The following is a 13,975-nucleotide window of genomic DNA, read 5'->3' as shown; positions in this document are numbered from 1 at the left end:
TAGATTTCCTTTGTCATCGCTATTCAACTCGGACTCTGTGCTTTAGTAAAGAAGTTATCTGGAGCTGGAGATAGTTCTATCGTGAAATTATTCATGCCTTGATATCTATCTACATGTGGTGAGGGATGTTGATATTGTGTGAAAGCGTTTTATTTATTATACTATACTTACTACTTCACGAGAATAATCCCCATTTTAAACTTTCCAATACATTATTTCTAGTCATAAGATAAAATTCATAAAGAGAGAGGTTTTATTCATGAACAAATGGTTAATGATCATTGTTTTAACTATTTTTTCTGCAAGTATGCTTTTTTCCTTTTACCGTATCTATTTGATTTATAAGCCTACAATGACAACACTCCAAGAGATTGAAAATTATACTAATCCAGCGTTTGATGAAGTACCCAAAAAAAGAATTACCTTAATTATCCCAGGGACGAGGCAGGAGCAAATGGAGCTAGTAGAACAAGAGGCACTTGCATCAGCTGAAGCATTAGATGTTCACCTTGATGTCAAAAAGACATTAAATGAAACAGCGCAAGAAATAGTAAAGGAAATGGAAGTGGCTATTTCCTCTAAAACAGATGGCATTATCCTGTATGGTGTGGATGATTTGAATGTTCGGCAAGTGATTAATAAAGCAATTAAAAAAGGGATTGCAGTGATTACGATTGGCAATGATGTTCCACATAGTTTACGAAAAACATACGTAGGATCTAATCATCAATTTTCCGGAAAAATAATGGCAAATACCATTATGGAAAAACTAGACCATAAAGGATCCGTCGGAATTATCGGTGACTATCAAACCTCCTTTATGAATACTCATCGTCTGCTAGGCATTAATCAATCCTTTCAAGAATATCCATCTATAGAAGTAATCTATCCGCTCGCCTCCAACCAAGACAGAATTTGGACAGCCCCAGATCAAACGAACGAAGTATTAAATCAATATCCAGCAATAGATGCGTTTATCGTATTAAATAGTAATGATGTGTCAAAAGTGGTATCTACTATTAAATCAAGGGTAAACAAACAGAAACATTTGATATACTCCTTCGATGCAACCGAGGAAGTACTACAGTTAATGAAAGAATCTGAAGTGGAAGTGGCCCTAGCCCATGATTACCAGCAAATAGGAGCAAAAAGCATGGATCTCATGACACAATGGTTGGCTGCTGACGAATTACCCTTGCCTATGGAAAGGTATACTTCTATTCACATGGTAGATGAGTTGGATTCTAATGATGGTGATGCCCATGAATAAGATACAACATCGAATAGTCGTTTTATCACTTGGCATTATCGTTGTGATGGCAAGTTTTTGGGCTGTCATTAGCTATTTAAATCATCATTCGATGAAATACTATCAAGTCACTTTAGAACGATACTTATTATTAAATGAAATATCGACCCATAGTCAAGCGGTTCTAATGGTGTTAAATGACTATAAATTGAAGCAGACTACGACAAGTCTTGAAAAGTTGAACGCCGAACAAGAAATATTGACAAATTTAAATCAACAAAGTCTCCAATTGAAAAATGAACATAATCAATATTTTATTGATAATTATCGTGGGATAATCGATAGTCAATTAAATACGATGGAAATGATGGAAAGAGCGGTACAAAGTAATCAACTTCAATTAGCCCAAACATTTTATGATGAATCAGTAGACATTTCCCAATATGTGAATGAAACTACGTTGTCCTTATTAAAAATGGAGATCTCTGATCATGAGCAAATTTATGAAAGAATGATTCATTTAGGTGAAAGTATCACCAAATTAGGGGTTACCACGCTTGGTACTGTATTTGTCTTTTTGCTAATTTTGTCTTACTTATTTTCAAAGGGCATTACAAAGTCGATCGAAAGCTTGATTAAAGGGGCGAAAGAAATAGCAAAAGGTAACTTTGATCAGCCAATTAACGTCAAAGCGAATGATGAAATGCTTTTTCTGGCAGATACCTTTAATCAGATGAGGCAGAGTATTAAAGAATTAATTCAAGAAATTAAGTCGAAAGCAAAGCTTGAAAAAGAAGTGAAAGAATATGAATTATTGTTGAAGGATAGTGAATTAAAACTGTTACAAAGTCAAATGAACCCGCATTTTTTGTTCAATACGCTTAATGCATTATCGAAAAAAGCATATGTAGAAGGAGCAAAAGAAACGAGTAACTTAATGGTTACAGTTGCTAACCTGTTGCGTTATAATTTGCGGAATTTCGACTTACCAGTCACATTACAAGAAGAATTAGATATTATTCATGAGTATATAGAAATTCTCCAGGCTAGGTTTCCTAATCGTGTCCAATTTGAGTTATCGATTCAGACAGATCAGTTAGATATTTTATTACCGAGCTTATCGATTCAACCTATTGTTGAAAATGCATTTGTTCATTCGATTGATCCATCAGAATTCGGTGGGACAATCAGTATTAATATAAGTGAGCATCCTTCTTATATAATGGTCGAAATTATGGATGATGGAAAAGGAATTGCAGTTGACAAAATACAATCATTATTACAATTCGACCAAAACCGAAAGTCGCATGGCATCTATTCTGTCGTTAAAAGGCTAAGTATTTTCTTCGGCGAAGAAGACGTAGTTGACATTACGAGCAAACCAAACATCGGCACATGTGTAGCATTAAAACTATATAAAGCGAGACTTCCATCTGAGAGGGGTGTTCAACCCCTCCCAGATGGATAACAAGACTTAATATGAAAAATAGAAAGGGGAGAAATTATTTGGTTACATTGATAGTTTGTGATGATGAGGAGATTGAACGAATTGGCCTTACAAAAATATTGCAAGATAATCTAGCGAATATGGAAATTATCGGACACGCAGAAAATGGTAAGCAAGCTATTCAAATTGCTATTAAGAAAAAGCCAGATATTATTTTAATGGATATTAAAATGCCTGTAGTTGATGGTTTACAAGCATCAGAGCATATACTAAAGCATTATCAACCGAAGATTGTTATCGTTTCATCTTATGACACCTTTTCCTACGCGCAACGAGCGGTTAGTTTAGGAGTTCGTGACTATATTTTGAAGCCTAGTAAGGAACAAGATATTGTAAGTGCAATAGAAAAGGTTATTGTAGAAGTGGAAAAAGATAGAGAGGAAAAACGACGAATTGAACAAGCGCATAATCACGTCCACGCAATCTTACCTATTGTTGAAGCAGATATTGTGTTGCAACTGTTATTTGATTACCTTCATGAAGTACATATTCAAGAAAGCATGCGTTTATTTGAAATTGAAACTACTATTCCTTGCTTTGCTGTATCTGTACATTTTGTGGAGGAGGAATGGGATCGAGAAAAAAGAGAGCATATCTATAGTCAATTAAAACACGCTTTTCATAAAGTAGCAAAAGGCTGGTTTGGTGCTTTTTCCGGCAAGCAAATTCCACTAATTATTTTTCTTGACAATCAAGAAGCACACCTCAAAAAGACAGCAATGAAAGTGATACGACAATTGTTAGTTGTTGCGAAGAGTGAAGATGCTCGAGTTTTTTTCGGAATTGGCCAGCTTTCTTCGAATATTTTTTATATTAAAGAATCCTATTATCAATCATTGAGAGCTACGATCAATGTAAATAAACAAACAAATTATTGTTTTTTTGAAGATACGACCGAAGTAAATCTTACGGGAGCATATGAAATCGAACAAGAAATTTTGGAACACTTACAGGATAATAACTGGCGAGCGGTAAAAAGTATGTTTGTACACTTAATTCGTTTATATCAACAAACAAATCGTGATATGGAAGAAACGAAATTACACATCGGAGAAATTTTAACGTTAATATACCGTTATTTTGTAGAATTAGGAATTCATCTTCCTAAGCTACGATTATCAAGAACGATTTCATCCTATGATCAATTATTTGTGGAAGCGGAAGGGCTGTTAACTTCTATACAATCTCACTATGCGCAAATGAGTGAGGAGATGGACTTTAGTATTGCAAAGAAAGTAAAACAATTGATTGATCACCATTATATGGAGGATATTACATTAGATTGGCTGGCAGATAAGGTAGAAGTTACCTCTCATTATGTAAGTAAATTATATAAAGACCATTTTGATATTAGTTATATTGATTATTTAACGAAATGTCGTATTCGTAAAGCGAAAGAATATATTCAACAAAATCAGATGAGCTTGAAAGAAATTTCATTGACCGTAGGCTATAAGGACCCCAACTATTTCAGTCGAGTTTTCAAGAAAAATTGTGGCATTTCACCAAGTCAATATAAAGAACAGTTATTTTCTACATTCGAAGGGAACAAAGCATAGTTCATGGATGTAGCTGAACTGACTCACACATGTTTCTTTTGTTTACAATTAAAAATTTAAAACAATTTTAAAAATAGTCTTATAAAAATGTGCTAGTCATTGTAAAAAAGTGAAGTTAAATGTTCTTAATAAAGCGCTTTCTTTAAGGTAAAGTGTTAATTGTAAAGAAATTTTAGAAGAAAAGGGGAGAAAACATGAAGAAAGTTTTTGGAATTTTGTTACTGGCACTTTTATTACTATTGGCAGCATGTGGAGAAGAGGAAACATCCAGTGAGGATACGGGAACAGATGATGCACCAGCAGAAGAAAATACAGAAGCGGACGAAGAAACAGAGGATTCAGGTGAAGAAGAAGCTACCAATGAAGATGGAATTAGTATTGGCTTTTCACTTGATACACTTCAGGAAGAAAGGTGGCAACGAGATCGTGATCTTTTTGTTTCAAAAGCTGAAGAGTTAGGTGCATCAGTAAATGTTCAATCAGCAGATAGCGATGATGCAAAGCAGATTTCACAAGCAGAAAACTTAATTTCACAAGGTGTAGATTTACTAGTCGTTGTACCACACGATGCCGAAGTATCAGCCTCGATTGTGGAAATGGCTCATGCGGAAGACATTCCAGTTATTTCTTACGATCGATTAATTAAAAATTCTGAAGTGGATCTATATGTTTCATTTGATAATGAACGTGTAGGTGAAATGCAAGCAACTGCTATTACTGAGTTAGTACCACAAGGCAAATATGTATTAATTGAAGGAGCGGATACTGATAACAATGCTCACCTATTCAAACAAGGACAAATGAATATTTTACAGCCGCTTATCGATAGTGGTGATATTGAAATTGTTTATGATCAATGGACAAAAGGCTGGGAACCAGAAGAAGCGTTAGCAAATATGGAGAACGCTCTTACTTCCAATGACAATGATATAGACGCGGTTATAGCAGCTAATGATGGTACAGCAGGTGGAGTTATCCAAGCCTTAGCAGCTCAAGGAATGGATGGTGAGATTCCAGTTTCTGGCCAAGATGCAGAGTTAGCAGCTGTTCAACGAATTGTAGAAGGAACGCAAACCATGACCGTTTATAAACCAATTAGAGATTTAGCAGAGCGAGTGGCAGAACTAGCAGTACAAATGGCAAATGGAGAGGAAATCGAAACTTCTACTACGGTGAATAATGGGCAAATTGACGTTCCTTCCATTCTATTAGATCCGATCGCAGTAACTAAGGAAAATATTGATGACACTATTATTGCCGATGGATTCCACTCTGAAGAAGATGTCTATCAAAATGCAGAGTAACTAAATGTGTGTATTGTAGAAATGTGGGGTGAACGCCGCACATTTCTACTGTTTTTTCACATTAGTAAAGCATAAAATTTCAGCGATGGAGTAACTCGACGAAGTGAAAATTTTGAATGTAACAAGTATAAGTAAAACTTCGGCACTCGCTAAAAGACGAGACGAATGCCGAGTTTTTCTAAGAAGTAAAGAAAGCATATAAGCGACGTCATGTCTAGCTCCGAGCGCCAGAAACTAGGCGACTTCACGAAATCGCCCTACGATAAAGAAGACTTGCCGATTGGTGAAACCAGAGGCTTAGTCGCACTTATGCCTTTAGGTGAAAGTCATCATCGGTTCGCTTTTCTCAGTGCTTCCTTTATCTCAGTCGATTCTGAAGTCGCTACGTTTCTAAGCGGGCGCTCTGCGCTTTTCTTATTGTGATAGAAGGGAGTGTACCGCAGTTGAGTTATGCATTACAAATGAAATCGATCACGAAGGAATTTCCAGGTGTTAAAGCATTAGATAACGTATCATTTAGTGTGAAAAAAGGTGAGATTCATGCATTATGTGGAGAAAATGGTGCTGGAAAATCGACACTAATGAAAGTGTTAAGTGGTCTTTTTCCGACAAGTGACTATCAAGGTGTAATTGAAGTAAATGAGGAAGTGAGACATTTTGAATCCATTAAAGATGCGGAAGAAGCCGGGATAGCTATTATTTATCAAGAGTTGGCAATGGTCAAGCATATGACTGTAGCAGAGAATCTAATTCTAGGTAAAGAGCCATCAACCTTTGGCTTTATTCAAAAAAATGAAATGTTTAAAGAAACGAATAAGTGGTTAGCAGAAGTTGGGTTAAAAGGTATTAGTCCAGAAACCGTTACAGGGTCTCTTGGTATAGGTCAGCAGCAATTAATAGAAATAGCAAAAGCATTGTCGAAGAATGCTCATATATTAATACTGGACGAACCCACTGCAGCCCTGACTGAAACGGAAGTAAAGATATTATTAAACATTTTGCGAGAATTCCGAAAAAGAGGCGTTACTTGTATTTATATATCCCATAAAATCGAAGAGGTTTTCTCTATCGCAGATCAAATAACCATTTTACGAGATGGCCAAACCGTCGCTACCAAGCCGGTTGAAGAATTAACAGAAGATAAAGTGATTTCTTTGATGGTAGGTCGTGAATTAAAAGAAAGGTTTCCCAAAATAGAAACGAAAGCAGGAAAAATGGTACTGGAAGTGAATAACTACACCATTTGGGACCCACTAATACCAACTAAAAAAGTACTAGATGATATATCCTTTAATGTTCGTGCTGGGGAAATTCTTGGTATTGCAGGTCTGATGGGATCAGGAAGAACGGAACTAGTAATGAGTCTGTTTGGTTCCTATACAGGAATGAATCAAGGTGAGGTGCGGATCAATGATCGCAAGGTGACGATTCAAAATGCTCAACAAGCAATTAAACATGGGATGGCATTGGTATCAGAAGATCGAAAAAGATATGGTTTAATCTTAGGGATGGATATCAAAAATAATGTGACGATGGCGAGTTTAGATGCGGTTTCGAAAATGAATTTTTTAGATGGTAACAAAGAGATTTACTTCGGTAATACGTATTTAGACTCATTACGAATAAAGGCTCCTTCGGTAGAAACGTTAGTAGGTCAGCTAAGTGGAGGAAATCAACAAAAGGTTGTACTTGGGAAATGGTTGATGACCAAACCAAAATTACTGATTTTGGATGAGCCCACACGAGGAATTGATGTAGGTGCGAAATTTGAGATCTATAATATTATCAATCAGTTAGTTAAAGAGGGTGTCGCGATCATTATGATATCTTCTGAACTACCAGAAGTAATAGGAATGAGTCATCGCATTATGGTGATATCAGAAGGTAGTAAAGCAGCTGAATTTGAAGCAGAAGAAGCGACACAAGAAAAAATAATGACGGCAGCAACGGGAGGGACCTTAGTATGAGTGCGGTGGAAGAAGTTCAGGAACACGTAGAAGAAAAACAGATAAAGAAAAAAATATTCAAATTAGATGTTCGTGCATATACAATGATTGTCGCTTTAATTGCGATTTGGTTATTGTTTTCCTTATTAAACGATGCATTCTTGACCCCAAGAAATCTCTCGAATTTATTTTTACAAATGTCTGTTACCGCCATTTTAGCGATCGGGATGGTTATGATTATTGTCGCTGGTCAAATTGACTTATCTGTTGGGTCATTAGTTGGCTTAACCGGTGGCGTTGCAGCGATTTTAAATGTATGGCTTGGAATGCACCCTGTCCTCGTCATTTTACTTACCGTTCTGTTAGGTGCATTAATTGGCTTGTTTCAAGGTTGGTGGGTCGCCTACAGGGCAGTTCCGGCTTTTATTGTTACATTAGGTGGTATGTTGATTTTTCGTGGAATTTTGCAAGGAGTTACCGGTAGCCAGACCGTTGCACCACTAACACCAGGACTAAAAATCCTCGGTCAAGGCTATATACCTTCTCCTGTAGGCTTAGGAATCGGAATTGTGGCAATTATTATTACTACCTATATGATTATCACGAAACGAAATGCACGGATAAAATATGGGTTTGATGTCTTTTCAAAAACGTTAACGGTTAGTCAAATTGCAATTTTCTGTTTGATTATCATTGGTTATGTTATGTTAATGAATGCTTATCAAGGGATACCTATTCCAATATTATTAGTTATTTTTCTTGCGATTATTTTTACGATTATTGCGAAAAATACTGTTTTTGGCCGACAAGTTTATGCTATTGGTGGAAATCCGGAAGCAGCATCCTTATCAGGGATAAATATTAAAAGACGAATTCTGACCGTGTTTGTATTAGGTAATACATTGGCAGCCATTGCTGGACTAATTCTAACAGCACGTGTTAACGCTGCTACAACTAGTGCAGGTACGATGTATGAGTTAGATGCAATTGCTGCGTGTGTCATAGGTGGCACTAGCTTAATGGGGGGCGTTGGAACCATTGCAGGAGCGGTAATTGGTGCTTTAGTTATGGCGAGTTTAGATAATGGTATGAGTATTATGAATATTGATGTGTTTTGGCAGTCGATTGTTAAAGGTTCTATTCTGATTCTCGCAGTATGGGTAGATATTTACAGTAGAAAACGAAAGCGAAAAAAATAAAGATACATTGAACTCGTTTTACAAATGTTAAATAAAGCAAAAAAAGGCTGAACATATGATGAATTCTTTGCTCAGCCTTTTCCTTAAGGAGTATTACATTATTTTGGTGAGTCATTTAAGAAAAAGATCGAAATTGTTCCTGGACCTGCATGGGCTCCGATCGATGAGCCGATCATGTTAATTTTAATATCTTTAACAGTCCATTTTTCACGTATCATTTCTGCAATTTGCTCCGCTGTTTCGAGATCATCTCCATGACTGATCCCAACAACTTGATTTTCGAAGTCAGTCCCTCTTTCACTCATGACCTCTAAAATACGTTTATATACTTTTTTAGACCCTCTTACTTTCTCGAGTGGAATTAATTTTCCGTCTTCCATGTGTAAGAGTGGTTTAACTTTTAGTAAAGTACCAACAAACGCTTGCGTCTTACTAACACGTCCTCCGCGATACAAATATTCCAAATCATCTACAGTGAAAATATGCTCCATATGTTGATAATAATGCTTGCTAACCGCTAAGACTTCACCCATACTAGCCCCAGATTGAACTGATTCTGCTGCTCTGATTACCACCAAACCGTAGCCTAATGAAGCACATTTAGTATCAAGGACATGCAATTCAAAATCAGGATATTCTTCTTTAACCTCTTGTTCCATTAATTTTGCACCTTGAAAAGTTCCAGACAGCTCAGAAGAAAAAGCTAAATATAAGACCTGGTTTCCTGCCTTGGCGTGCTTTTCAAATGCTTCTTTAAAGAGATGAGGACTGACTTGAGCCGTTTTGGGAGCTTTCCCTTCACGCATGGCATCGTATACTTGTTTGGATGAAATAGAGACACCATCTTGATAATCTTCCCCATCTAGTTGAACAGTTAACGGCAACATTTCAATATCATATTTTTGAAAATCTTCAGCTGATAAATCGCATGCAGAATCGGCAAGTATTTTAATTGACAATATAAACCCTCCTTTTTTCCTTTTAGGTATCATGTATGTATGATCCCTTTTTTGCTTATTATAAGTGTAAGCCTTACCTTTAAAAACGTCAAAACAAATCACTGATCCATTATGCCTTATTCAAGATTCGATAATATCCATTAGAGCTCGCCTTTAGAAGAGATCAAAATAGTTGGCTTCGATATTGTTATTTAGTATGATGGATTCTTATTGCAAAAAAGATTAATAGATCATAAAAAAGGGTAATGAATCATGAAGAGATTCCCTGCCAACAGGAGGAATGTATGTGTTTTTAATGCAAGCAAAACGAATAATAATCGTAGTCGTGGGTGCTATTTTAAACGCCATTGCACTTAACTTTTTCTTAATCGGTGCAAATGTATACGCTAGTGGCTTTACTGGTATCTCACAAATTATTTCCACCATCTTTATCGATTATTTTGGTATGGAGAACATTAGTACAGGTCTTATTCTATTCTTATTAAATATTCCAGTTGCTATTCTTGGTTGGTTAATGGTTGGAAAAGGGTTTACAATTTATAGTTTCCTTTCTGTTATTTTCACATCTTTATTCCTAGAAGTGTTACCAATTGTCATTTTATCAAATGATATCATGTTAAATGCCGTATTTGGTGGTGTTATTGCTGGTGTAGGTGTCGGGATCACATTAAAGTGGGGTGCTTCTACTGGTGGTTCTGATATAATTGCGATGATTCTATCTAGAATGAAAGATAAACCTATTGGTGGGTATTTGATGGCAATTAATGGGATGATTATCCTGATTGCAGGTTTGTTAAACGAACCAGAAAATGCTTTATACACATTACTAGGCTTATATGTAACCACACGTGTGATTGATGGCATACACACTCGTCATGAAAAAGTAACAGCTATGATCGTCACGAAAAAAGCGGATGAATTGCAGCAAGCAATTCATGATACCATGATTCGTGGTATTACCATTCTTCCTGTTAAAGGTGCTTATACGAAAGAAGATAAGCATATGTTATACCTTGTGATTACTCGTTATGAATTATACGATTTAGAACGGATTATTCATGAAGTAGATGAAAATGCGTTTACCAATGTCATACAGACAGCAGGCGTCTATGGATTTTTCAGGAGAAACGATTGAAACCTTTGTCACTTTCGCACGTCTAATATAAAAAAAGGGGGGGCAATAAAGATGAAAAATGTTTTTTATTTGATGGTACTATTTCTATTTTTATTATTAGCTGCTTGTGGATCTAGTGAAGAAGAGGTAACAACATCTGATTCTGAAAATGTCGAAGCTTCATCAGAATTGGAAGATGAAACAGCAACTAGTGAAGGGGATCAAGATTCAATTATAGATAATCTTGAATTTAATGCTTCTGCTGAACAAAAGCAAACAAGTATAGAATTTTCGCTTGAATTAGTCAATAAAAATGAACAAGCTGTAGATATTATGTTCTCTTCTGGACAGCAATATGAAATTGAGGTATATCAAGGAGAGACATTGATTTATCAATTTTCTGAGGGAAAAATGTTCACAGAGGCTTTAATTGAAGAGACACTAAAAAGTGGTGAGATGAAAAAATGGTCTGAAACATGGGAAATAACGGAAGCCTTAGAGGCTGGGGATTATCAAGTGGAGATGTCCTTGTTACCAGCAGAAATTAATGGTGAGAAATTGGAAGGAGAGCCTTTAAGTCAAAGTATGCAACTTTCATTAGACGAAGTGGATGGAACCCATGATGAAAATAACCAAGAAGAGTCTATTCGTTCGATAGAAGTAGAAGGTAATAACGGCGACTATTTGGTAACAGGTGAAATCGATACTTCGATCGGTGATGTTTATTATGAGATTGAAGATGGACATAATTATTTAGTTGAACAAACAGAAGTACCTGTTGATGGAGAAGGTTGGCAACCTTTCGAAATCAATGTGACGATCTCACAGGATCTGTTGCCAGAAAATGGGGCAGTGATTATGCTGCTATATACAGAAGATCGCATAGAACAGTATCCGGTACAGTTAGAACAATTGCCATAGAAACAAAAAAACGAACAAAGGATCGAGCAACTATCTGATTCTTTGTTCGTTAGTATTATCAGTAACCGTGTTGTGTGATAACTTCTTGTACTTTATCTGTTAGGCTATCCCATTCTACGTCCATTTTTTTGTTTACTGTAATAAAATGTTGAAAACCAAAGACGTTATCAACGCCATCAAGTTCCATTAGTTCATTTAAAACATCATGTTCACTTGTTTGTCCTGGCATAACAGAGATACTATTATTTCCTTCAAAGATCATTTTGTCACTTGTGAATTTTAATGCATTGGGATTTGGTGTTGCTTCCACATGAATACTCATAGTCTTGTCCTCCTCGTAAAGCGTACTGTATCCATATCATATCAAAATCAATACAACATTGAAAGAAATTAAATTAAAGGTAAATAGTGGATAATGAAGGAGATTCAGATGGAGAATAAAATTATAAAATCGATACTTATTGGAACAATTGCCGGTTTTGTATTAGGTCTATTCCTTTGGTGGATGGAGATAATGACTGGTGAGAAGGTCTATACGCTGCTATTGAATGTAGATTTTATTTTTCAGGAAATAGCATTGCCATTATGGATAGAATGGTTGTTCCATCTTATTATATCTTGGATACTTGTATATATTTATTTAATCTTGCTGCCTGTCTGTAAAACGATGGTTAGTCGATGGTTAGTCATTTTGATATTAAGTTTCTTTGCGGCAAGTAGTTACATACCTTTGACGATACTCGCAATAAAGGAAACACCAGCATTAACTAATGAAATAGCCATATTGATTTGGCTGATCGGTCATTTTTTCTATGGGCTATGTGTTTATATTTTTTCAAACTTCCTATATTTCAATAAGTAACCTAATAAACAGGGCTTGGCGATTTAGCCAAACCCTGTTTTTATTAGGGGAGCACAGTTTTTAAACGCAATACTGTACTTCTCAACAAGCAAAGTCTCACTTTATTTTAATTCATTTTGTTGCTTCAATTGTTCTTCCAATGCTTGTAACTCCTGTTGCTCTTCTGCTGTAGCATTCGTGTAGGCTGATTGAATCGCATTTTGTGCAGCTTGTTTATCTTTTTCATTAAACCCACCATTGCCACGATTCATCATACGATTGACGGCGTTTTTGGCTTGCTGAAACATTTGGTTTTGCATCGAAAATCCTCCTGTTTTTCGAATCACTAGGCTTATCTTATGGGATTACCATCATGATCCATTGATCAGTAAACTCTTTAAAGAAAAAGCATGAACACCAATTTGATGTTCATGCTTATTATGGTTTATTTCAGGGGATCTATTCAAATATATCTTTGGCAATCGTAGGTGTTGTTTCCAATTTTAAATAGTCCGCGAGAAATGTACCAATGCCATCTTCTTCATTTGTTTTTGCATGGTAGTTGGCAATTTGTTTCAATTCTTGTATACCGTTGCCCATTGCTACACCAACACCAGCATATTCAATCATTTCTAAGTCGTTATCTTCATCGCCAAATGCGATAATATTTTGGTTTGGAATATGAAAATAATGAGCAATCTTTTTTAAGCCTACTGATTTATTAATGCCTTTACGAACAATTTCTATCACATTCCATGGCACACCCCATTTACGGTGTTCGATAATAGAGGCGTGTTTGTCGCTTAAATACTCTCTTAAATCTTCTATGTGGTGATCTTTAGGATGAATCAATAATGATGTTGGATCTTCTGTTAAATGATTTTTGAGACTGCCGATCGTAATCATTTCCTCTTGGTCTGGCTCTGTAAAAATGTTTAATATTTGCTCATCATATCGATCGAGGTAAATGTTATCTCGAATTTCAGCAAAAATATTGTGTACTTCGAAGTCATAACAAGTTTGGATGATTTTTTTAGCTGTTCGATTAGGTAAAGGTGTATGTAATACATCCCATTTATGATCAGTCGGATGATGAATAAGTGCACCATTAAAATTGACCATTGGAGTGGTTAAACCAAGCTCATGGTAATACATGATGCTTGCTCTGTGCGGGCGCCCTGTAGCAATTACAACGATATGGCCATTGTTTATTGCTTCTTGCACCACTGCCTTCGTATAAGAACTGATTTTCTTTTGCTCTGTTAAGAGTGTTCCATCTAAATCTAATGCAATTAAATGTCTATTCGTTTGCATGTTTTCACCTCACTATATGTAAGTATAGTCTATAATTCTTTAGGAAGCATGTAAAGTTCTTG

The 13,975-nt window shown here is 35.9% G+C and carries 13 protein-coding genes; 9 read left to right on the top strand and 4 right to left on the bottom strand.

The features are described from left to right. Nucleotides 1–259: 259 nt before the first annotated feature. The 6 genes from BN3107_RS13455 (at nt 260) to BN3107_RS13430 (ending at nt 8,764) form a co-directional block, all read left to right on the top strand. The gene (locus tag BN3107_RS13455; protein ID WP_058308164.1) at nt 260–1,270 is read left to right on the top strand and encodes a sugar ABC transporter substrate-binding protein; all 1,011 of its coding nucleotides are present in this window, start codon (nt 260–262) and stop codon (nt 1,268–1,270) included. Beyond that, entirely contained in the window at nt 1,263–2,717 is a 1,455-nt protein-coding gene (locus BN3107_RS13450) for a sensor histidine kinase (RefSeq protein ID WP_058308163.1), read from the top strand. The genes BN3107_RS13455 and BN3107_RS13450 overlap by 8 nt, the downstream gene beginning before the upstream one ends. 38 nt (nt 2,718–2,755) lie before the next feature. Beyond that, on the top strand, nt 2,756–4,315 hold the full coding sequence (locus BN3107_RS13445) for a response regulator (RefSeq protein ID WP_058308162.1): 1,560 nt from the start codon (nt 2,756–2,758) through the stop codon (nt 4,313–4,315). Nucleotides 4,316–4,509: 194 nt separating this feature from the next. Beyond that, nucleotides 4,510–5,619, top strand: coding sequence for a D-xylose ABC transporter substrate-binding protein (gene xylF / locus BN3107_RS13440; RefSeq protein WP_058308161.1), 1,110 nt, complete (start codon nt 4,510–4,512; stop codon nt 5,617–5,619). 443 nt (nt 5,620–6,062) lie between these two features. Beyond that, nucleotides 6,063–7,586, top strand: coding sequence for a xylose ABC transporter ATP-binding protein (locus BN3107_RS13435; protein ID WP_262359960.1), 1,524 nt, complete (start codon nt 6,063–6,065; stop codon nt 7,584–7,586). Further along, on the top strand, nt 7,583–8,764 hold the full coding sequence (locus BN3107_RS13430; protein ID WP_058308160.1) for a sugar ABC transporter permease: 1,182 nt from the start codon (nt 7,583–7,585) through the stop codon (nt 8,762–8,764). The genes BN3107_RS13435 and BN3107_RS13430 overlap by 4 nt, the downstream gene beginning before the upstream one ends. 98 nt (nt 8,765–8,862) lie before the next feature. Here the strand turns inward: BN3107_RS13430 and BN3107_RS13425 are convergent, their stop codons facing one another. Then, nucleotides 8,863–9,723: a DegV family protein gene (locus tag BN3107_RS13425; protein WP_058308159.1), complete on the bottom strand. Its 861-nt coding sequence runs from the start codon at nt 9,721–9,723 to the stop codon at nt 8,863–8,865. A gap of 286 nt (nt 9,724–10,009) precedes the next feature. Here BN3107_RS13425 and BN3107_RS13420 point away from each other — a divergent pair, with 286 nt between their 5' ends. Both BN3107_RS13420 and BN3107_RS13415 read left to right on the top strand, forming a co-directional pair. Beyond that, nucleotides 10,010–10,858, top strand: coding sequence for a YitT family protein (locus BN3107_RS13420; protein ID WP_058308158.1), 849 nt, complete (start codon nt 10,010–10,012; stop codon nt 10,856–10,858). A gap of 51 nt (nt 10,859–10,909) precedes the next feature. Beyond that, on the top strand, nt 10,910–11,758 hold the full coding sequence (locus BN3107_RS13415) for a BsuPI-related putative proteinase inhibitor (protein ID WP_058308157.1): 849 nt from the start codon (nt 10,910–10,912) through the stop codon (nt 11,756–11,758). A 58-nt stretch (nt 11,759–11,816) separates the two neighbouring features. Here the strand turns inward: BN3107_RS13415 and BN3107_RS13410 are convergent, their stop codons facing one another. Further along, nucleotides 11,817–12,080, bottom strand: coding sequence for a NifU N-terminal domain-containing protein (locus BN3107_RS13410; RefSeq protein ID WP_058308156.1), 264 nt, complete (start codon nt 12,078–12,080; stop codon nt 11,817–11,819). Between the two features lie 108 nt (nt 12,081–12,188). Here BN3107_RS13410 and BN3107_RS13405 point away from each other — a divergent pair, with 108 nt between their 5' ends. Then, nucleotides 12,189–12,620 (top strand): hypothetical protein, encoded by a 432-nt coding sequence (locus BN3107_RS13405; protein ID WP_058308155.1) that lies wholly within the window; start codon nt 12,189–12,191, stop codon nt 12,618–12,620. A gap of 101 nt (nt 12,621–12,721) precedes the next feature. Here BN3107_RS13405 and BN3107_RS13400 read toward each other — a convergent pair whose 3' ends face one another. Together BN3107_RS13400 and BN3107_RS13395 are read right to left on the bottom strand one after the other, a co-directional pair. After that, on the bottom strand, nt 12,722–12,919 hold the full coding sequence (locus BN3107_RS13400; protein ID WP_058308154.1) for a DUF3813 domain-containing protein: 198 nt from the start codon (nt 12,917–12,919) through the stop codon (nt 12,722–12,724). A gap of 139 nt (nt 12,920–13,058) precedes the next feature. Beyond that, nucleotides 13,059–13,913 (bottom strand): Cof-type HAD-IIB family hydrolase, encoded by an 855-nt coding sequence (locus BN3107_RS13395; RefSeq protein ID WP_058308153.1) that lies wholly within the window; start codon nt 13,911–13,913, stop codon nt 13,059–13,061. Nucleotides 13,914–13,975 lie beyond the last annotated feature (62 nt).

The organism is Gracilibacillus massiliensis (assembly GCF_001458115.1).
GTDB classification, from domain to species: Bacteria; Bacillota; Bacilli; order Bacillales; family Amphibacillaceae; genus Gracilibacillus; species Gracilibacillus massiliensis.
Note: the sequence above shows the minus strand (reverse complement) of the source record. Positions and strands in the feature narration are given on the sequence as shown.